This is a genomic window from Candidatus Endoriftia persephonae (assembly GCF_023733635.1).
GTDB classification, from domain to species: Bacteria; Pseudomonadota; Gammaproteobacteria; order Chromatiales; family Chromatiaceae; genus Endoriftia; species Endoriftia persephonae.
Genome location: NZ_CP090569.1, coordinates 395,957 through 416,828 on the forward strand (window position 1 = coordinate 395,957; position 20,872 = coordinate 416,828).

The 20,872-nt window shown below is 59.2% G+C and carries 14 protein-coding genes; 2 read left to right on the forward strand and 12 right to left on the reverse strand.

Annotation, left to right across the window (positions count from 1 at the left end; translation table 11 throughout):
• Nucleotides 1–61: 61 nt before the first annotated feature.
• Nucleotides 62–2,878, reverse strand: coding sequence for an excinuclease ABC subunit UvrA (gene uvrA, locus L0Y14_RS01910; protein WP_005960938.1), 2,817 nt, complete (start codon nucleotides 2,876–2,878; stop codon nucleotides 62–64).
• A 145-nt stretch (nucleotides 2,879–3,023) separates the two neighbouring features.
• Here uvrA and L0Y14_RS01915 point away from each other — a divergent pair, with 145 nt between their 5' ends.
• Entirely contained in the window at nucleotides 3,024–4,409 is a 1,386-nt protein-coding gene (locus L0Y14_RS01915; protein ID WP_005960937.1) for an MFS transporter, read from the forward strand.
• A 105-nt stretch (nucleotides 4,410–4,514) separates the two neighbouring features.
• Complete coding sequence (gene ssb, locus L0Y14_RS01920; RefSeq protein WP_006473528.1) at nucleotides 4,515–4,961, forward strand: single-stranded DNA-binding protein; 447 nt, start codon at nucleotides 4,515–4,517, stop codon at nucleotides 4,959–4,961.
• A gap of 310 nt (nucleotides 4,962–5,271) precedes the next feature.
• Here the strand turns inward: ssb and L0Y14_RS01925 are convergent, their stop codons facing one another.
• The 11 genes from L0Y14_RS01925 to L0Y14_RS01975 all read right to left on the reverse strand — a co-directional run bounded on the left by L0Y14_RS01925 (nucleotide 5,272) and on the right by L0Y14_RS01975 (nucleotide 20,842).
• Nucleotides 5,272–5,598, reverse strand: coding sequence for a sulfur globule family protein (locus L0Y14_RS01925; protein WP_005960935.1), 327 nt, complete (start codon nucleotides 5,596–5,598; stop codon nucleotides 5,272–5,274).
• A 199-nt stretch (nucleotides 5,599–5,797) separates the two neighbouring features.
• Nucleotides 5,798–6,997 (reverse strand): NnrS family protein, encoded by a 1,200-nt coding sequence (locus tag L0Y14_RS01930; protein WP_005960934.1) that lies wholly within the window; start codon nucleotides 6,995–6,997, stop codon nucleotides 5,798–5,800.
• Between the two features lie 106 nt (nucleotides 6,998–7,103).
• On the reverse strand, nucleotides 7,104–9,497 hold the full coding sequence (gene lon, locus L0Y14_RS01935; protein WP_006473530.1) for an endopeptidase La: 2,394 nt from the start codon (nucleotides 9,495–9,497) through the stop codon (nucleotides 7,104–7,106).
• Between the two features lie 65 nt (nucleotides 9,498–9,562).
• Nucleotides 9,563–10,003 (reverse strand): VOC family protein, encoded by a 441-nt coding sequence (locus L0Y14_RS01940; protein WP_006473531.1) that lies wholly within the window; start codon nucleotides 10,001–10,003, stop codon nucleotides 9,563–9,565.
• 74 nt (nucleotides 10,004–10,077) lie between these two features.
• On the reverse strand, nucleotides 10,078–10,875 hold the full coding sequence (gene rsmA, locus L0Y14_RS01945; RefSeq protein ID WP_005960931.1) for a 16S rRNA (adenine(1518)-N(6)/adenine(1519)-N(6))-dimethyltransferase RsmA: 798 nt from the start codon (nucleotides 10,873–10,875) through the stop codon (nucleotides 10,078–10,080).
• 470 nt (nucleotides 10,876–11,345) lie between these two features.
• Nucleotides 11,346–11,522: a hypothetical protein gene (locus tag L0Y14_RS01950; RefSeq protein WP_006473532.1), complete on the reverse strand. Its 177-nt coding sequence runs from the start codon at nucleotides 11,520–11,522 to the stop codon at nucleotides 11,346–11,348.
• 71 nt (nucleotides 11,523–11,593) lie between these two features.
• Entirely contained in the window at nucleotides 11,594–12,790 is a 1,197-nt protein-coding gene (locus L0Y14_RS01955) for a GGDEF/EAL domain-containing response regulator (protein WP_006473533.1), read from the reverse strand.
• A 22-nt stretch (nucleotides 12,791–12,812) separates the two neighbouring features.
• Entirely contained in the window at nucleotides 12,813–13,190 is a 378-nt protein-coding gene (locus L0Y14_RS01960) for a response regulator (protein ID WP_005960928.1), read from the reverse strand.
• 2 nt (nucleotides 13,191–13,192) lie between these two features.
• Nucleotides 13,193–16,468 (reverse strand): hybrid sensor histidine kinase/response regulator, encoded by a 3,276-nt coding sequence (locus L0Y14_RS01965; RefSeq protein ID WP_240991544.1) that lies wholly within the window; start codon nucleotides 16,466–16,468, stop codon nucleotides 13,193–13,195.
• Between the two features lie 48 nt (nucleotides 16,469–16,516).
• Nucleotides 16,517–18,901, reverse strand: a complete 2,385-nt coding sequence (locus L0Y14_RS01970) for a c-type heme family protein (protein WP_005960926.1) — start codon at nucleotides 18,899–18,901, stop codon at nucleotides 16,517–16,519.
• A gap of 225 nt (nucleotides 18,902–19,126) precedes the next feature.
• On the reverse strand, nucleotides 19,127–20,842 hold the full coding sequence (locus L0Y14_RS01975; RefSeq protein ID WP_006473535.1) for a bifunctional protein-serine/threonine kinase/phosphatase: 1,716 nt from the start codon (nucleotides 20,840–20,842) through the stop codon (nucleotides 19,127–19,129).
• Nucleotides 20,843–20,872 lie beyond the last annotated feature (30 nt).

Here is a 20,872-nt window from a genome sequence, read left to right on the forward strand (position 1 = left end):
AGCATTGTCAGGCTAAGCGCTTGAAATTTGAAGCCCGAGATTCCCCTAATTACTAGGGGTGTCACAAATAGCTGGCAAGAAACTTCCCAGTATAGGAATCGGGGTGGGCGGCGACGGTTTCTGGGGTGCCCTCTACCAGAATCTCGCCCCCTCGGTTACCACCCTCCGGGCCCAGGTCGATGATCCAGTCAGCTGTCTTGATGACGTCGAGATTGTGCTCGATCACCACCACCGTATTGCCGTGGTCACGCAGCCGGTGCAGCACCGCAAGCAGATGATTCACGTCGTGGAAGTGCAGCCCGGTGGTCGGTTCATCGAGGATGTAGAGAGTGTTGCCGGTATCGCGCTTGGAGAGTTCCCGGGAGAGCTTGACTCGCTGCGCCTCGCCGCCGGAGAGGGTGGTAGCGTTTTGCCCGAGGGAGATATAGGAGAGCCCCACATCCATCAGGGTCTGTAGCTTGCGTTTGATCACTGGCACCGCATCGAAAAAGGCCAGCCCCTCCTCCACCGTCATCGCCAGTACCTCGTCAATCGACTTGCCCTTGTACTTCACCTCCAGGGTCTCGCGGTTGTAACGCTTGCCCTTGCAGACATCGCACTGCACATAGACGTCGGGCAGAAAGTGCATCTCCACCTTGATCACGCCATCGCCACGGCAGGCCTCGCACCGGCCGCCCTTGACGTTGAAGGAGAAGCGCCCCGGGGTGTAGCCGCGGGTGCGGGACTCCTGGGTGCCGGCAAACAGTTCGCGGATCGGCGTGAACAGCCCGGTATAGGTGGCCGGGTTGGAGCGCGGTGTGCGACCGATCGGGCTCTGGTCGATATCGACCACCTTGTCGAAGTGCTCCAGCCCTTCGATCGACTCATAGGCTGCCGGTGAGCTATTGGCGCCATTCAGTTCGGCGGCGCAGATAGGGTAGAGGGTGTCGTTGATCAGGGTCGACTTGCCGGATCCTGAAACGCCGGTAACACAACAGAAGGTGCCAACCGGAATGCTGAGCGTCACCTGCTTCAGGTTGTGGCCGCAGGCCCCGGTTACCTGCAGAAACTCGCCGTCACGTCCGGCATAGCGTTCGGTGGGAACGGCGATGCTGCGCTGACCGGAGAGATATTGGCCGGTGAGCGAGTGCTCGACTGCGGTGATCTCTTCGGCGGTACCCTGGGCGATGATCTGGCCGCCATGCTCGCCGGCGCCGGGGCCGATGTCGACCACATGGTCAGCGCTGCGGATCGCATCCTCATCATGCTCCACCACGATCACCGTATTGCCCAGATCTCGCAGATAGGTGAGGGTGTTGAGCAGTCGCGCGTTGTCCCGCTGATGCAGCCCGATGGAGGGCTCATCCAGCACGTACATGACGCCGACCAGGCCGGCGCCGATCTGGCTTGCCAGGCGGATGCGCTGCGCCTCGCCGCCGGAGAGGGTTTCGGCGCTGCGGTCGAGGGTGAGGTAGTCGAGCCCGACATTGACCAGAAAGCTGAGACGCTGATCGATCTCCTTGACGATTTTGTCCGCGATCTTGCCGCGTTTGCCGGGCAGCGCTAGCTGCTGAAAAAAACTCAGCGCCTGGCCGATCGGCATTGCGCTGATCTCAGGCAGGGTGTTGTGCGCGACAAACACATGGCGTGCCGCCTGGTTGAGGCGGGTGCCTTTGCACTCCGGGCAGGGCTGGCTGGAGATGTAGTGCGCCAGCTCCTCGCGGACTGCATTCGAATCGGTCTCCCGATAGCGGCGCGACATGTTGTGGATGATCCCCTCAAAGGGGTGTGTCTTGCGGGTCGAACGCCCGCGCTCATTAAAGTAGCTGAACTCGATCGACTCGTTGCCACTGCCGTAGAGGATCTTTTTCTGCACCGGCCGCGGCAGCTCCTGCCACGGCGTTTCGGGATCGAATGCGTAGTGTCTGCCCAGCGAGCTGATCATTTGATAGTAGTAGGTATTGCGCCGGTCCCAGCTGCGCACCGCGCCGCCGGCCAGTGACAGCTCGGGGTGCGCGACTACCTTGTCTGGGTCGAAAAACTGCTCCACGCCGAGCCCGTCGCAGGTGGGGCAGGCCCCCACCGGATTGTTGAAGGAGAACAGCCGGGGTTCCAGCTCGCTTAGGCTATAACCGCACTGCGGGCAGGCAAAGCGGGAGGAGAAGATAAGCTCCTCGCCGCCGCCATCCAGCGCTGCGACCCGTACCAGGCCGCCAGCGAGATTGAGCGCGGTCTCGAAGGACTCGGCCAGACGGCTCTGCAGATCGGGGCGTACCTTGAAACGGTCGACCACCACCTCGATGTTGTGTTTTTTGTGCAGCTCAAGCTCGGGGGCCTCATCCAGCTCGAACAGTTCGCCGTCGATGCGGGCGCGGATAAACCCCTGGGCATGCATCTCGGTGAGCAGTTTATGGTGCTCGCCCTTGCGCTCCGAGATCACCGGCGCCAGCAGCATTAGCCGGCTCCCCTCGGGCAGCGCCAGCACCAGATCGACCATCTGACTGATGGTCTGGGCCTCCAGCGGAGTGTCGTGCTCCGGGCAGCGTGGCGTGCCGGCGCGGGCGAATAGCAGCCGCAGGTAGTCGTGGATCTCGGTGATGGTGCCGACGGTGGAACGCGGGTTGTGGGAGGTGGTCTTCTGCTCGATGGAGATCGCCGGTGAGAGCCCCTCGATGTGGTCCACATCGGGCTTCTCCATCAGTGAAAGAAACTGCCGGGCATAGGCGGAGAGCGATTCCACGTAGCGTCGCTGCCCCTCCGCATAGATGGTGTCGAAAGCCAGCGAGGATTTGCCGGAGCCGGAGAGCCCGGTGATCACGATCAGCTTGTTGCGCGGCAGGGTCAGGTCGATATTCTTCAGGTTGTGGGTCCGCGCGCCGCGGATTTGGATGGTATCCATAGCTCTCTGGTTAGGCTTCCGGTCGATCTGGGAGGCGGCGCGCGGCGCCTATTACCCCCGATTCCAGCCGGTCTTTTGCAACAACGATTCAGGCGAACCTGCTACTATACGCGCTCTTTATTTGTAGAGGCAAAGCGGATCTGAGATGGCAAAGAGTAGCGGAGAGGGGCAGGGCCTAAACCCTCTGGAGCGGCGCGCCGCGTTTTCTCTGGCGGGGATTTTCTCGCTGCGCATGATGGGACTTTTTCTGATCCTACCAGTGTTCGCCCTCTATGCGGAGGGCGTGGCTGGAGTGACGCCGATGCTGGTGGGGGCGGCGATCGGCGTCTACGGTCTGACCCAGGCAGTGCTGCAGATCCCCTTCGGTATGCTCTCCGATCGCATCGGCCGCAAACCGGTGATCATTGCCGGCTTGTTGATCTTTGCCTGCGGCAGTGCGGTGGCGGCCTCCGCTGACACTATCTGGGGGATCATTGCCGGTCGCGCGTTGCAGGGTAGTGGTGCCATCGCTGCAGTGATTATGGCGCTGGCTGCGGATCTGAGCCGTGAGCAGCGCCGCCTGCGCATGATGGCGATCATCGGCATGAGCATCGGTGCCGCCTTTGCCGTTTCGCTGGTGCTGGGGCCGGTGCTGAACAGCTGGATCGGCGTGCCGGGGATCTTCGGGCTTACCTCGATACTGGCGTTGCTGGGCGTAGGCGTGGTGCTGTTTGTCGTGCCGACACCGCAGAAGAGCGAATTCCACCGCGATGCGGAGGCGGTGCCGGGGCAGTTCGGCAAGGTGCTGCGGGATCCCGAGCTGGTGCGACTGGACTTGGGGATCCTCATCCTGCACATGACACTAACGGCGCTGTTTCTGGCCTTTCCCCTGGCGCTGCGGGATTTGGGCATGGCCAGCGACTCCCATTGGCAAGTCTATTTGCCAGTGATGCTGGTGGCGATGGCAGCAATGGTGCCGTTTGTCATCATCGCCGAGAGTAAGCGCAAGATGCGGCCGGTCTTTATCGGTGCGGTGGCTGCGCTGGCCCTGGCCGGCCTGGCAATGGCATTGATGCGTGATCTGTTTGCCGGCTTGGTGCTGGCACTACTGCTGTTCTTTATCGCGTTCAACCTGCTGGAGGCGACACTGCCGTCGCTGGTAGCCAAGGTAGCGCCGGGAGAACGCAAGGGCACAGCCATGGGAGTCTACTCCAGCTCCCAGTTTACCGGCGCTTTCATCGGTGGCCTGCTGGGCGGCTGGGTCCACAGCCAGTATGGTGTCGAGGGAGTGTTTTTCTTTTGTGGTGGCATCTCGACGCTCTGGTTGCTGATCGCCTGGGGCATGTCGGATCCGAACTATCTGAGTAATTTCCTGTTGCCGGTGGGGGAACTGGAGGATGATGATGCCGCGCTGCTGGAGAAAGAGCTGAGCGGGGTGGCTGGGGTTGCGCAGGCGGTGGTGATCCCGGAAGACCGCATCGCCTATCTCAAGGTTGATCTTGCTCTGTTCGATGAGTCGGCCTTGGATGCATATTGCGCAGAGCAGGCGTAAACTCCCACGCTTGGCTGCCGGGATCCCGGCGATGGCAACAAAACTCAATTTATAGCTCACGCGAAGGCAGGGACGCTGCATTTGCGGGAGAGGATAGGGGGAAAGATGGCACGAGGTATAAACAAGGTAATTCTCATCGGTAATCTGGGGCGTGATCCTGAGACCCGCTATATGCCTTCCGGCGGCGCGGTGACCAATGTGACGGTTGCAACATCTGATTCATGGAAGGACAAAAACACGGGTGAGCAGCAGGAGCGCACGGAGTGGCACCGGGTGGTGTTCTTCAATCGCCTGGCGGAGATCGCTGCTGAGTACCTGAAGAAAGGCTCCAAGGTCTATGTCGAAGGGCGGCTGCAGACCCGTAAGTGGCAGGGCCAGGATGGGCAGGATCGCTACACCACTGAGATCGTCGGCAACGATATGCAGATGCTCGACAGCCGTGGTGGCAGCGCGGCATTCGACTCCGGCGCACCCGCCTCAAAGCCGGCAGCGGCGCCTCAGCCTTCGCCATCCATGCCCGACAACGACTTCGACGACGACATCCCCTTCTGATGCCGCTAGACTGAAGTGAGGCGATGTGAAACGGAATCCTGCGGGGTTCCGTTTTTTTGCGTTGGGGCGGACAGAACTAAAAAGCGCGCACGTCGGATGGCGTGCGCGCTCGCAACGAAGTTGGCGCTGGTCGGGCGCTCGATAGATATTGATCAGGGCCAGATGTAGCGCCGCGGCAGGCTGCTACTGCCGCCTCCGTTGCGTAAACTGGAAATTTTTTGTCCCCAAACGCACAGGGGCGGACCCAAAGGTCCGCCCCTGTCGCCGGCGCCCGAAGTGGTGCCGTTAACTCAAGCATTCACCAAGGTGATTACTTGGCCGGGGCTGCCGGAGCCTGAGGAGCAACGGGAGCGCCGTAAGGGGCAACCGGAGCACCGTAAGGGGCACCATAGGGAGCACCGTAGTAGGGGTAGCCGTAACCGTTGTAGCCGTTGTAACGGTTGTAGCCGTTACCGTAACCGTTGCCACGGGCGCTGCCGCTCATGTTGAAATTGAAAGAACCGTCGCCGGCGCCATCACCCATCCAGTTGTTGTCGTTCCAACCACTGTTGTTCCAAGGGCCACCCCACCAAGCGGAAGCGGAAGCGGAAGCAACGAGCAGAGCAGCAACGGAAGCAATCTTAACGATCTTTTTCATCTGTGTATCCTCAGTAGGTTGGTGATGAATCTCAAAACTAGTGAAAGCGGATACTACGTGCCTTCATAGGTGCAAAAGAATATTAGTAAATAATGAAATTGTCAAATATTTTTCCCGCGATAAGAATTTCCTTTCTAATTCATTCTCTATGGGGGAGGCGGTGCTTCAGACCGCAAGAGCAGAGCGTAACACCTCTTCTCTAGCCGGGACGCCCGTCGACACGTGGTCGCAACAGAATCGGCAGGTAGGTAATAGCGAACAGCAGGAAGCTGGTGGTCCAGAGCGTGCCTGACAGGGTGATCCACAGCGTGTAACTGGAGGGCACAATAGCCGGCATAAAAACCCGGATGATTGCGCCGAGGTTGAGTAGCGCAAATGCCCAGATGGCGGTGCTCGGGGCAAGCAGTTCGCGGCCGGTATGGCCCAGCGAGACCCGTGCCATCATGCCGAGGGTCAGGACGCCAACCCCGCCTACGGTGAGGGCGTGCCGCGCCAGATTGCCAGGGAACAGACCAAGTGCGGCAAACGTCTCCAGCAGGAAACCGAGGATGATCCAGCCGAGGCCGCTAAACAGTACCGCCAGGATCGGTATCCGCCAGACTTGTAGATGGTGCCAGTCGCGCCAGCGCCAGGCCTGAGTGCCCGCCACCAACAGCGCACTCGCCGCCAACAGCAGTGGCTGGGGCCAGAGCAGGTTGAGCAGGATCCACAGGCCGGCTGAAGCGAATACGAATTGCTCGCGGCGCTGATTGTCGCGAGGCCGTGCCTCAGCGACCGCCTTCTCGGTGAAAAAGGGTAGTACTCGCCCACTCACCCAGATTAGTAACAGCAGCACGCTGTTGAGCATCAGATCTGTGCCACGGGTGATGCTGCCGGGTAGCCCCAGTAGCTCCATGTGGATCAGCAGGTCGGCCAGCAGCATTAGCCCGAGTAGTGGCAGAAACAGTCGATTGCGGCGATTCTGCGCCCGCATCAGCGGTTGGTAGAGGGCCCACATGAAGAGCGGCAGGAACAGCAGGTCGAGCCCAGCGATCACGGCTCCGGGTAGCCCCGGGATGAAGGGTGCGATGCGTGCGGCTAGCCACACCAGTGTGAGTGCCGCCAGTGGTCTCCCGGTGAGCGTATCGATGCCGGTCCAGTTGCGCACTGCAGTGAGCAGGAAGCCGGCGATCACTGCTCCACTGTAGCCGAATAACATCTCATGGCTGTGCCAGGTAATCGGGCCGTAGTAGGCGGAAGGGGGGAGGGTCCCCAGCCAAGTGGCGAGCCACAATGGCAGCAGAGTGATCGCAGCAAGCGCCGCCATCAGAAAAAAGGGCCGGAAGCCCAATGCGAACGGGACTATGCCATGCTGTGGTTCGTTGCGGGGGGGGCGTTCGCCCAGGGGGATCACTGCCATTTAACTATTCTCATCGCCAATCGGATTGGGAGCGCAAGCATAGGAGCCGGTATGCGCTGAGGCATTGACTCCCATCAAACAGACAGAGGCCAAGACCCGGTGGATTTCAGGGTTTGCCGCGGAATAGGTGGGGAATCACCTCTTCGTAGGTGCTGGCAAAGTGGACCTTCAGCCCCTTGCGGATATGCTCCGGCACCTCGTCGAAGTCGCTGCGGTTGTCGGCCGGCAGGATCAGCTCGCGGATCCCGGCACGGCGTGCCGCGATCACCTTCTCGCGGATTCCGCCCACCGGAAAGACCTGCCCGGTGAGGGTCAGCTCGCCGGTCATGGCGATGTGGCGCACTGGCCGATCACGCGCTAGCGAGAGCAGCGCGGAGGCCATGGTGATGCCGGCGGAGGGGCCGTCCTTGGGGGTCGCCCCGGCCGGCACATGCAGGTGGATGAATGCGGTCTTGAAGAAGTCGGGGGCGACGCCGAAGGCTTTTGCATGGCTGACCAGATAGCCATAGGCGATCTCCGCCGACTCGCGCATCACGTCGCCGAGCTGGCCGGTGAGCTTGAAACCGCGGTTGAACTCGTGGGTTCTGACCGCCTCCACACTGAGGGTGGTGCCGCCCATCGCGGTCCAGGCCAGACCGGTGACCACGCCGGCGCCGCTCAGGTTGCGCTCGTCGCGGAACAGCGGGCCGCCGAGGTACTCCGCCAGTTCGTCCGGCCCGATCTCGATCGGGCGTGGCGTGCCCTCGAGGATTTTCACCACCGACTTGCGCACGATCTTGCCGAGCTCTTTCTCTAGCCGGCGCACTCCGGCGTCGCGGGCGTAACCCTCGATGATGGCGCGGATCGCCGGGCTACCGAGCTTGATGTCACGGCGTTTCAAGCCGGCCCGCTCGAGTTGGCGCGGCAGCAGATATTTGCGGGCAATCTGCAGTTTCTCGCTGGTGATATAGCCGGAGAGCGAGATCAGCTCCATGCGATCGAGCAGCGGCCGCGGGATGGTGTCGAGCTGGTTGGCAGTGCAGATGAAGAGCACCTTGGAGAGGTCGAAGCGCAGATCCAGATAGTGGTCGAGAAAGTCGGAGTTTTGCTCCGGATCGAGCACTTCGAGCAGCGCCGAGGCGGGATCGCCCTGGTAGCTGGCACCGACCTTGTCGATCTCGTCGAGCATGATCACCGGGTTCTCGGTGCCCACCTCCTTCATTGCCTGAATGAACTTGCCCGGCATCGCGCCGATGTAGGTGCGGCGATGGCCTTTGATCTCCGCCTCGTCGCGGATGCCGCCCACCGAGAAGCGGAAAAACTTGCGTCCCAGCGCCTCGGCGACGGAGTGGCCGATGGAGGTCTTGCCGACCCCGGGTGGACCTACCAGCAGGATGATCGAGCCGGCGATCTGCCCCTTCATGATGCCCAGCGCGAGGAACTCGAGGATGCGTTCCTTCACATCGCTGAGACCGTAGTGGTCCTTGTCGAGGGTCTTGCGGGCGAAGCCCAGATCGAGTTTGTCCTGAGAGTCGACGCCCCAGGGCAGCAGGCTGATCCAGTCGAGGTAGTTGCGGGTCACCGAATACTCCGGCGAGCCGGTCTCAAGCACCGCCAGTTTGTCCATCTCCTCTTCGACCCGGGCGGCGGCCTGCTCGGTCAGCTTCAGCTTCTCCAGTCGCTGCTGGAATTTCTCCAGCTCGGCGGTGCGGTCATCCTTCTCTATGCCCAGCTCCTGCTGGATCACCTTCAGCTGTTCGTGCAGGAAGAACTCGCGCTGCTGGGTCTGCATGCGCTCTTCGACGCTCTTGCGGATCTCCACCTGGGCCTTGGCAAGTTCCAGTTCCTGGTGTAGCAGCTCCAGTACCTTCTCCATGCGCGGCAATAGCTCGACGCTCTCGAGCACCTTCTGTAGCTGCAGCTTGTCGGAGGTGGTGAGGCTGGCGGCGAAGTCGGTCAGGTGGGAGGGGTCGTCCGGGCCGAAGCGTTCGAGAAACACCCGCAGCTCCTCGGCGTAGAGTGGGTTGAGTGGCAGCAGTTCTTTGATAGTGTTGATGATGGCGATGCCGTAGGCCTTAATCTCATCGTTGGGCTGTTTGCCTGGCTCCGGCAGGTAGTGCACCTGGACGCGAAACGGTGCCTCGCTGCTGAGAAAATTCTCGATGCGGAAGCGCTGCAGACACTCCACCAGGATCTGCAGCCGCCCCTCCGACTCCTGCACCCGGTGGATACGGCAGGCGGTGCCGACGGCGGAGAACTGATCTGGCGTGGTGACCTCGGCGTTGGCTGAGCGGGCCAGCACCACGCCGAGGATCTTCTGTTCGGTCTTGCCCACCGCCTGCATGGTCGAGGTCCAGTGGGCGGTCTCCATCAATAGCGGTACCACCTGGCCGGGAAAGAAGGGGCGGGTGGTGACCGGCAACAGGTGGATGGTGGCGGGGAGCAGCTCGTTGGGGCGGGCCAGGGGCTGCTCGTTTGCCAACTCGATATTGTCATCGGCGTTGCTGGGGGATTTAGGCATAGTGATTGCTGTGCTGCTGTGGCAGATGACGTCGGAGCTGAGCGTCATCTGCCGGTTTTGATTGATCAGAAGGTTGGTTGCATATCTTCAGGTGCGATATCCTCGAGGTGCTCGGCAAAGCTCCATTGATGACCCTCCAGATTCTCGGCAGTGTACATCCGGTCGCCCCAGAACATATCCATCGGTTCCGTGATCTTTTCTGCGCCGGCGGCCTTGGCCTGGACATAGTGGGCCTCCACGTCATCCACATAGATATAGAGGCTCTGGGTGACGCCGGCGAGCCCGGCCGGGCTGTAGCCTCCACGTTCCTGGTTGGCGGGGCCCAGCATAATGACGCCGTCCTGGTACTGCATCTCGGCATGGGCAATACTGCCGTCGGGGGCGGGCATCTCAAGACGTTTCTCAAAGCCAAACACCCGGGCGAGCCACTCCAGGGCGTCGCCGGGGTCATTGTAGAAGAGGTAGGGCGTCACTCTCGGCATTTGCTCTGGCGGATTGTTGGGCATCTCGCATCTCCCCACGATTATGTGGCTAACAGGTTATGTCAACGTCGCCACATTTCGAAGCGGCATCTGCAAATCTATTGGGGCGGGCGCTCTACTTTACAAGCGAGATTGGCAAGAGCCACGAAGGCTTCCAGTGAAAGTTGCTCTGGTCGGATGGTTGGGTCGACGCCGGCAGCTTCGATTTGCTCCGCCGTGAGCCAGTTGCGCAGGCTGTTGCGCAGGGTTTTGCGCCGCTGGGAGAAGGCCTGGGCGACTAGCTGGGCAAACAGGGCCTGGTCTTCGATCGCCAACGGCGGTTCACTGAATGGTTCGAGACGGACAAATGCGGAGTCGACCTTAGGTGGCGGATTGAAGGCGCCGGGACCGATCAGAAACAGGGGGGTGACACGACACTTTGCCTGCAGCATCACAGAAAGGCGGCCATAGGTCTTGGAGCCTGGCCCGGCAGCCATGCGTTCCACCACCTCCTTCTGCAGCATGAAGTGCATATCGCTGATCTGCGCCGCCTGGCTCAGCAGATGAAACAACAGCGGGGTGGAGATGTTGTAAGGCAGGTTGCCCACTACCCGCAATGGCCGCTCGGGGCTGGCCAGGGCAGTGAAGTCGAACTTCAACGCATCGGCGCTGTGGATCGTCAGCTCGCCCAGTGTCGCACAGCTGTCGGCCAGCGGGCCGATCAGATCTCGGTCCAGCTCCACCACCTGCAGCGTTCCGCAGCGCCGCAGCAATTCGCGGGTGATTGCGCCCTGGCCTGGGCCGATCTCCACCAGGTTGTCGTTTGGGCGTGGGGCAATCGCATCAATGATGCGCTGGATGATGCCTGGATCGTGCAGGAAGTTCTGGCCGAATCTTTTTCTAGCTTTGTGGGTCACTGGGGTACCTTTTTGCCGTTGTTGTTTTTGCTAGATAAACGATACCAGCAAATCTACCGACTTGAAGCTCAGCGTCACAATCATAGTCGGCCGAGACAATGGTGCCATAGTCAGCTCAGGCAGCCCTTCATGTGTGACGGTAGGCGTAGAGGAAGGGGGAGGCTAACTGTGGTGTGGTTGACCGATACGATGTGTGGCCGGGCAGCCGACATGTTTCAACTGCCGCTGCAGATTGCGCAGCCTCATGCCCAGGCTGCCAGCCAGCCGGGTTTCATTGAGTTCGCTGGCGGGTAGCAGTTCGATGATCCGTTCACCGTCCCGGACGTGGAGGCTCTGCGCATCGAACTGTTTTAGGTAGTCCTGAGCCTCCTGATCATCGACAGGCCGATGTCGTGTGGCGATGCAGGCTGTACCACTCCCGCCAGACTGAGGCCGAAGCAGGGATCGCCGCTCAGTTCGACTGCCAGCCTTCAGCCGTGCTGCATCAGGGCGACCGGGACATGACCGTTGGGGTCGGTATACTGCCCCGGTTGGCCCCCAGGTTGATGCAGAAAGTTGGATGGGCCTATGCCGTATGCAGTGAGGGCATCCACCAGCAGGTTGGCGGTGCTGAGCAGTGTGGTGTTGGGTGCGCACAGAAAGCTCATCGATTGTTACATCGGTAAAATATGACAAACAATGTCACGTTGAATCTTTCAGTGAATCGTTTCGAAAAAACTCAATGATTCAGGTTTGAATTATTCTGTTTCATGGCCCATTCAAGCAATTGCCAGCCAGGCATCGGTTTGGCAATGAAGTAGCCTTGCGCGACATCGCAGCCAAGGCTTGTCAGAAGGTCCCAGGTCGCCTGGTCCTCGATACCTTCACCAACCACCTTCATGCCCAGTTCGTGGCCCAGCAGGATGGTCATCTTGACGATGGCCAGTGCTTCCTTGTCGGCAGTGGCACGCATGACAAAGGATTTGTCGATTTTAATCTCAGAAAACGGGATGCGGTGTAGCTGCACCAGTGATGAATAACCGGTGCCGAAGTCATCGATCGAGAGTTTGACCTGCTTCATTCTTAGTCGGGTCAGGATGTCGAGGGATTTTATCAACTCCTGCATCAGGGTGGTTTCGGTGACCTCCAGGGTGATCTGGTCTGGTCCTAGGCCATACTGCCTGATCTTTTTATCCATCCATTCCGGTAGGTCGAGATCTTTGAAGTTACAGGGTGCCATGTTGATGGCAACGCGTGTCTTCAGGCCGGCGCGCAGCCACTCAGCGGCCTGTTTGAACGATTGCTGAAGCACCTCGGCAGCGAGTCTATCCATCAAGCCGGACTGTTCCGCCAGAGGGATGATGATATTCGGCCCGAGCAGTCCGCGGTCTGGATGGCGCCAGCGAATCAGGGCCTCGACTCCAATCAGTGAGTTGTTGGAAAACCTCAGTTGTGGCTGAAAAAAGGGCTCCAACTCGCCATTGTTGAGGGCCAGATGCAGTTCCTGTTCGGTGGGTAACTCCAGGAATTCGATTGCATCGAACGGTTTGTTTCGAGACGGGAATGCTATGGTGTTAAGCATCTCCTCCAGTTCCGTGTAGCGAATCGGCTTGGTCAAGGTACCGACGACATGCAGACCTTGCTCGGATGCTAGTTTCTGCGCTGAGTGAAGCACACCTGTGTCGTAGCCGCTGATCAGTATGATCGAGGCGTTTGCCCTCTGCTCGGCCATGATGCGCAGGAGTTCTACCCCGTCACGTCCGGGCATGATCAGATCCAGCACGATGACATCGAGGTCGTCCGAGTAGACCTGCTCGAAGCTGCCGGGCAGGTGAGCGGCAACCGCATCGTAGCCAACATCTAGGGCGACATCACGCACAAAGGCACCGATATCTGGTTCATCATCGATTACCAGCAATTTTCTCTTGTCAGCCATGGCCAAAGTCCCAGTGCCCCTTTCAGTCAATTGCCTTGCGCAACAGCGCCTCGACATCATCCAGACGAAAGGGTTTGGTGAGTGTGCCCAGCAGATTCAGTCCGTTTGCCTTGGCGATCTTGCCTGCGCCCCTGAGCAGGGTCTTATCGTATCCACTGACCATGATGATGGTGGCGGTGCACCCCCGATTGGCCAGCGCATTGATCAGTTCAAAGCCGTCGGTATCTGGCATGAACAGATCGATCACGATCACATCATGGCGGCATTCGGCTTCCGCATCCAGAAGCGCCTTTGCGCTGCTAGACACCTCCGACTCAAATCCTGCCATCTCGGCGATTTCTGCAATCATGGCAGCCATCTCCAATTCATCGTCAACGGCAATCAGACGTGGTTTGTCCATTATTATTCTCCATCCAGTACATCTTGAATCCGCTTTATCAGATCATCCCTGCTGTAGGGCTTTGAAAGCAGATTGGCGGCAAAATGTGCCTGACTATGTCTGGCTGCCACCTTCTTGGTAAAGCCCGATGTGAGCAAGATCTTGAGGTTGGGGTAAAGTTTATAGGCCTGTTCCGCCAGTTCGTAACCGTTCATACCGCCGGGCATCACCACATCACTGAACAGCAGGTTGATGTCGTCCTCGGATTCGAGGAGCGCAAGGGCTTCTGTAGCTCTGGTTGCGGTATGGACTTTGTACCCTGTCTCTTCCAGGTAGTCCCTGGCCAGATCGAGCAGGTTGTCTTCATCATCGACCACAAGGATAGTTCCGTGCCCTGGAGTGAGGCGGGTTTCCGATATTGACGTCTGAGGGATCATCTCGCTCTTTTCAATGCTTCGGGGCAGATAGATCCGGATGGTGGTGCCGATCCCAGGTTCCGAATAGGCCTTGACGTAACCGTTGGATCGTCGGGCAAATCCGTACACCATGCTCAGGCCCAGGCCGGTGCCTTTATCTGATGGTTTGGTGGTGAAGAAGGGTTCGAAGATCTGTTCGAGGATCTCCTTTGGAATGCCGCTACCGGTGTCGCTCACCGCCAGTTGTAGATAGTCGCCGGGAGTGATTGCTGGGTTTAACCCGGCATAGGTTTTGTCCAGTCTCTTGTTGGCGGTTTCGATGGTGAGTTTGCCACCCTGTGGCATGGCGTCCCGGGCGTTGAGGATCAGGTTCAGCAGGGCATCTTCGAGATCACCGGGATCGATGCGGGTCAGCCAAGGATGATCAGCCAGCTGGAGTTCTACCTCCACCTCTGGGGTCACTGAGCGAGCGATCAGGCTGTCCATGTCCCGTATCACCTGGTTGATGTTGGTGGGACGAGCCTCCTGAGCCTGCTTGCGTGAAAAGCCTAGCAGTTGCCGGGTCAGATCGGCGGCGCGCAGGGCGGCCTTCGATGCAGACTCCACCCGCTTGAGGGATTTGTCGTCTTCCGGCAGCAGGCGTTTGAGAAAGTCGAGATTGCCGATAATGATGCCGAGCAGATTATTGAAGTCGTGAGCGATGCCGCCAGTGAGCTGACCGATGGCGTCCATCTTCTGGGCACGGCGCAGGGCCTGCTCCGTTATTTTCTGCTCCGTCAGATCAGTCACAAATGCCACTGATGCCAAAACACCGCCTTTGTCTGTGTGTAAGGTGATGGCGTTGAAATGGGCCGGGATGTTGTGGCCATCTCTGTGACGCAGCTCAACCTCATAGTTGCGTCTGTCGGTTGTCTCTATCTTTGCTGCCTGCCCCCTGAAAATTTTCTGGTTCTCTTCATCAGCGAAATCCAGGGGTGTTCTTCCAATCATCTCGTCCGCTCGGTAACCCAGCATTTCGCACAAGCGCTGATTCACCTCAAGGGTTCGATGGTCAGGCCCGATCAACCAGACACCCTCGGGCGCGCCTTCAAAGATCGTGCGATAGCGCTCCTCGCTCTCGCGCAGGGCCTGCTGAGCCTGCCGGGCGCGAGTCAGATCGTGCATGCCCATGAGCACACCCAGGGGGGAGCCCGTGTCGTCCCGGATAGTGCGCACCATCACCTCGATGGGGCGGCCGGTGGGGTTATGGGGATGGTTCGCCTCCATGGTGATGTACTTGTCGCTCCGTGCGATTCTTGCCGCACAGACGGGGCAGGGCTCCGCTTCTTTCTGGGGGTGGATGATCGAGGTGATCTCCATCCCGATTGCCAGCTCGGGGGTAAGTCCTGTCAGTTTGTAAAAGGCCTGGTTGGCTCGCACCAGCTTGTCATCGAGATCAATGAGGTAGATGGCATCCTCGAAGAAGTCCATGGCATGGGTCCACTCCTGGGCCGATTTGGCTAGTGCCTCCTCCGCCCTTCTTCGCTCGGTGATATCACGTATCACGGCGATGAGTTGTGGGCTGTCGGGCAACTGGCTGAGCCGGGCCTCGAACAGCCTGAGACCATGCGGCAGTTCCAAGGTATATTCGTACGTAGTCAGGCCTCCGCGTTCGCTCACCACGGCCCTGTTCTCGTTGAATTGGGCGGCTAGCGTTGGTGGCAGTACATCCTGCATGCGCTTGCCAAGGAAGGTTTCCGGCGGTACATACAGATCAGCAGCCTGCGGGGCGCGGTAGTCTCGTATGGTGCCGTCCTGGTCCATCAGGAAGAACAGGTCAGGCAGAGCCTGGAACACGGAATTCAATACCAGTTCGTGTTGACGGGCCTGAGCCTCGGCCCGCTTGCGCTCGGTCAGGTCGATATCGATACAGTACATCTCCGGTTCATTGTTATGGGTCCGGAGCATGACATGGTTTGAGAAGACCTGTATCGGTGATCCATCGGCTCTGCGCAGGGTTATCTCCGACGAGGGGATTTCAGTCCCGTCGTCTATCCAGGCGTCGATAGCAGCTATCATCCCTTCGCGCATCTCGCCGGGAATGATGAGGTCTTCCAGTTGCTGGCCGATGGCCTCGTCTGCCGTAAAGCCATAGAGCGCTTCGCTGGCGGGATTCCAATAGATGACTCGACGGTTCCTGTCATACCCCTGAACCGAGATGGCGGCTGTGTTTTCGAACAGCCGGCGGAAACGCGTTTCGCTCTCCTGCAGCAGGGTGTAGTCGGATCTGCGCCGCCGCTCGATGAGGAAAAACAGGATTCCGCCCGCCAGTCCAACCAGCATAACCACCGCCCCCAGGATATAGACCAGACGTTCAAACTGTCTGATCTGGGTGGCCATATTCCGATAAACCGCCGTCTCGACATCATCGGCAATCTTGAGAACCTCGGCGAAAACCTTATCGAAGAGCTGGTCCTGATTTGACCCGGCCAGACTGCTTTGAGCCCGTTTAAGGCGCGCCAGCCCGACCGCTTCTAACCGGTCTATCTGATCCAGTGTGTTGCGGATCATGGAGCGGAGGGCTGGGTCATCGAGGGCCTGAAACTTTACATGTGAGCTTTCTCCTCCCTGCAGCATGGTATTGGCATACCAGCGTGCCTGGTTGAGGTGTTGCCAGACTTGTTCCTTGTCCACCGTCGGATCCTGTTGGACCAGCTCCTCGAACCAGAGATGAAAAAGACTCAGTTCATATTTGACCTCCATGCTGGCGTCGATTAGGGGCGCGCTCTTGTTTGCGATTCTGAGCGCAACGGCTGATGAGGCGGCGAGGATGGCCATGGCAGCCACCACGATTAGGGTCACGATCACGATTGTGCGCAGTGGTGAGTGGCTTGTCTTTGTCACTTGCGTATGACTTCTGTCGTGTCTCTGTTTGTGCTGCATTCGAACCGATTAACCATCCAGTGTTTCCCGCACCCGCCAAGCCAGTTCCGCCTTGCTGTAGGGTTTGTTCAACAGGGTGGCGGAAAATTGTGCCTGCCCATTTTTGGCTATCGCCTTCTTGGTAAAACCCGATGTGAGCAGCACCTTCAGCTCCGGCCTTTGGGTTGTTGCCTGCTCCGCCAATTCATAGCCGTTGATGCCGCCTGGCATCACCACATCGCTGAATAGCAGGTCGATGTGTTCGGCTTCAGCCAGCTTTTGCAGCGCCTGTTTGCCATTCTCCGCAACAATTGTGTGGTAACCGAGTGTTTTAAGGCGGTCTTTGGCAAGCTCCAGAAGATCCGCTTCATCATCCACGATCAGAATGACCTCATCTCCCCCCGGCAATCCTGTCTTTTTATCGGTAGGACGGGTGGATTCCTGAACCTGATCGCCTGAGCGGGGCAGATAGAGCCGGATGGTCGTGCCGATGCCGGGTTCGGAGTAGGCTTTGATATAGCCTTTGGAGCGTTGTGTGAAACCATACACCATGCTCATGCCCAGGCCGGTGCCTTTACCTTCAGGTTTGGTGGTGAAGAAGGGCTCGAAGATATGCTCCAGTGCCTCGGCGGGGATGCCGCTGCCATTGTCGCTCACGGCCAGTTGTACATAGTCGCCCTGATCGGCGATGGGATTCTGCTCTTCATAGATGGCATCGAGCACCCGGTTGGCGGTCTCGATTGTCAGTTTGCCACCGTTGGGCATCGCGTCCCGCGCATTGAGGACTAGGTTCAGTAGGGCGTCCTGCAGGTCGCCCCGGTCGATTTCGGTCAGCCAGAGTCCCTCCGCCAGCTGGACCTCCACCTCTACCTCCGGGGTGACCGAACGGGCGATCAGATTCTTCATCCCCCGGATGACCTGGTTCAGATCGGTGGCGGTGATGTTTTTCGACTCGCGCCTTGAGAATCCGAGTAGTTGTTTAGTTAGGTCCGTCGCACGCAGGGCTGCTTTGGTGGTGGTCTGCACCCGTTTGCTGGCCTTCTCGTCATCCGCCACCAGGCGTTGCAGGAAATCGAGATTGCCGAGCATGATGCCCAGCAGGTTGTTGAAGTCGTGGGCGATGCCGCCGGTGAGTTGTCCAACCGCCTCCATCTTCTGGGCGCGGCGCAGGCTCTCTTCGTTCTGCAGCCGCTCGGTGATATCGAGAAAGGTCACCACCGCCCCCACCACCTCACCGTCACGCCGGATCGGATAGGCGGAGAACTCCACCGGAAAACTGCTGCCGTCCGAGCGCCAGAAGATATCTTCGGCGGTGTGGGTCGCCTGGCCGTCACGCCAGGCCTTGTCGATAAGGCACTCATCCAGTGGATGTGGGGTGCCGTCCGCCTTGGTGTGATGGATCAGGGGATGTAACGCCTTGCCGATTAGCTCGCCGGCATCCGGATACCCCAGCATTTGGAGACAGGCCGGATTGGTCAAGGTGCAACGCCCTTCATTGTCCACACCGTAGATTGCTTCGGCGGTGGAATCGAGCAGATCCCGGACCTGTTGCTCGCTCTCCTGGCGCAATGACTCGGCCTGTTGGCGCTGTTCTGCCATCGTGTTGAAGGCTGAGGCGAGTTCACATAACTCGTCCCGTCCCTGAACCGGCACCCGGGTGGCATAATTACCTTTGGCGAGATCGCCCACCGCCGACTGGAGCAATGTCAGTCGCTGGATGACCAGCCTGCGTAGCAGCCAGGCGCCGAAGCCAAAGGCCAGGGCAAAGGCGAGCAGGTGGCCCCACATCTCGTTGAGGCGTTGGGCCAGCACCTCATCCTCGATGAAGTGGGCAGGCAGCTTGATGCTCATCAGGCCGCGCAGATCACCCAGCTGGTAGTTGTACGATGTGGCGTAGGTCTCGCGGATGGTCTCCGGCGCCGCGTCTTTGTCGCCATGGCACTTCAGGCAGTACTCCTCGATCCAGATAGGGCTTGAGAAGTGGTAGTAGGATTGACCCTGTTGGTCCGTGAAGGGGGTCAGGCGCTCTTTCTGTTTGGGGTGGTCGCGGAACCAGTCCATTGCCTCCAGCTCGATCGCATCCGCCTGGTTCTTCGGGTTGCGGGGGCGGTCAGAGACATTGTTGAAGCTCAGCCCGCTGCTGCTCCAGTTGCGAAAGTCATCTGAGATCCGTCTTAAGGCGTGGGCGGGCAGAAAGCCGAGGGTCTTCTCGTTTAGCGGCAGGCCGCTGTCGACGAATTGATGCTGATAGACCCGGCGGGTGGCCATCAGGATGGCCCGGATCTCCCGTGCATCCTGGCGCAGCCCCGCAAGCATCTTCTCGTGGGTCTGTTGGTAGCCGATGATCTCTACTAGGATAAAAGCAGCGATCAGCACCGAACCGAAAGAGAGTAGTAGTTTTGACTGGAGCCGCATTGTTTAAGAGCCTGTTATTCTTTTGGGCCTCTCGAAAGAATAGATCCTCCGTTGGAACAGGACAATGATCCCTGTTGGCCCTGCAATTAAACAGGCACATGTATAAGTTGGGCTGTGCCCGACATAATCCTTGTCCTTGATTTCAATCGATGCCACGCGGCGGCCACAGGCCCTATCTCCATTTTGCCGGGTAAATATTGTTGGGTTGCCGCTGCGAGAGCTCTCTCAAGGTTTGATCTGTAGATAGAGCAGCAGTAGATTGATGATGATGAGCAGCAGCAATCCGGCCAGGGTCTGCCAGAAGAGCAGAGGATTGCGTTCCAGCAGCGGCAGTTCTGCCTGTTCACGATAAATGGGGTTGGGATGCGCCAGATCGTGTTGCAACTCTGACAATGTCTTGTGGCGCTTTGAAGCAAGCGGGTGCACCGCCCGTTCAAGTGCAGCGTCCACCCAGGCGGGAATCTCAGGATTGTAACGGCGCGCGGGACGGTAGTTTAGTCTCTGTTTTAGGTGGGGGCTGTCGCTCTCACCATAGGGCAGTTTCCCGGTCAGCATCTCATACAGGATGACGCCGAGGGAGTAGAGGTCCGATGCATGGGTGCAGGACTCACCGCGCAGACATTCTGGCGCTGCATAATCGAGGGTGCCCTGGGGGGTGCTGTGGTCGATCTCACTCTCGATCTCCTCCATGCCTGCGACCCGGGTGGAGCCGAAGTCGATCAGCTTCACGGTGCCGTGGCTATCGATCAGGATGTTGTCCGGCTTCAGATCCTGATGAAACATCTCCATGCGGTGCAGCGCCCTCAGGCCGTCGATGATTTGCTCCGCCAGGGCGCGGGTCTGGTGCAGATCCGCCGGGCCATTGTCCTGGATCCATTGGCCTAGGCTGCGCCCCTCCACGTATTCGCTGATGTTGTAGAGGAAGTGGCGGTTGCGGGGTTCGAGAATGCGCAGGATATGGGCATTGCGGATACGTCGGCCCACCCACTCCTCAAGCAGAAAACCCTCCAGGTAGTCTGCATCATCCCGATAGTTGACCGACGGGGTCTTCAGTACGACCTTATCGCCTGATGTGAGATCCAGCGCGAGAAACACCTCGCTGCGTTTGCTGGCGTGCATCTCACGCAGAATCTCGTAGCCATCGATCTTCATGCCGGGTTGAAGGTCGGGTGGAAATGGCAGATCTGAGACCCGCTGGAAGATGTCGGCCTCAGTCTCCTGCGGGAGTTTCAACAGGTGAATGATCTGGCAGCTGGCGTTGTCGGTGCTGCCGTTCTCCAGCGCTGTCTCTACCAGCGCATTGGCGCAGGCCTGCAGATTGTAATTATTGCTGTTGAGAATCTTCAGCAGCTCTCGGCGGGTGAGGAAGTCGTGGATGCCGTCGCTGGTGAAGATAAAGCTGTCGCCTTCATCCACGGCGACTGCATGGTAGTCGATGTCGATGTGTGGGTCGGCGCCCATGGCGCGGGAGAGGAACTCTTTCTCCTTGGAGACCCAGGCTCGATGGTCGCGGGTGATCTGCTCCAGGTCGCCATTGTGATAGCGATAGATACGGGAGTCACCGATATGCACGATGTGGGCGGTGGTCGACTTGAGTACCAGGCCGCTGAAAGTGGTCAGCATGCCCCGTGCCGAATCATAGTCGGACTGCCCTTGGCTGTAGAGCCAGCGATTGAGCGCCCCCAGCACCTTGCCGGCAGAGGTCTTGACGCTCCACGACTCGGGGGTGCTGAAGTAGTCGGAGAGAAACCCGGAGACACAGATCTGACTGGCCCGCCCGCCACCTTCGCTGGAGCTCACCCCGTCGGCGATGGCGGCGGCAATCCCCTTGCTCAGCAGCAGATTGTCCTCGGGGATGCAGACGTTGCAGGTGTCATCATTATTCTGTTTGACACCAGCCTCACTGCGGAAAGCGTAGTCGATTTCGAGTTTGGTGCTCATATTCGTCCCGTAGGAGCGCCGCTAGCGGCG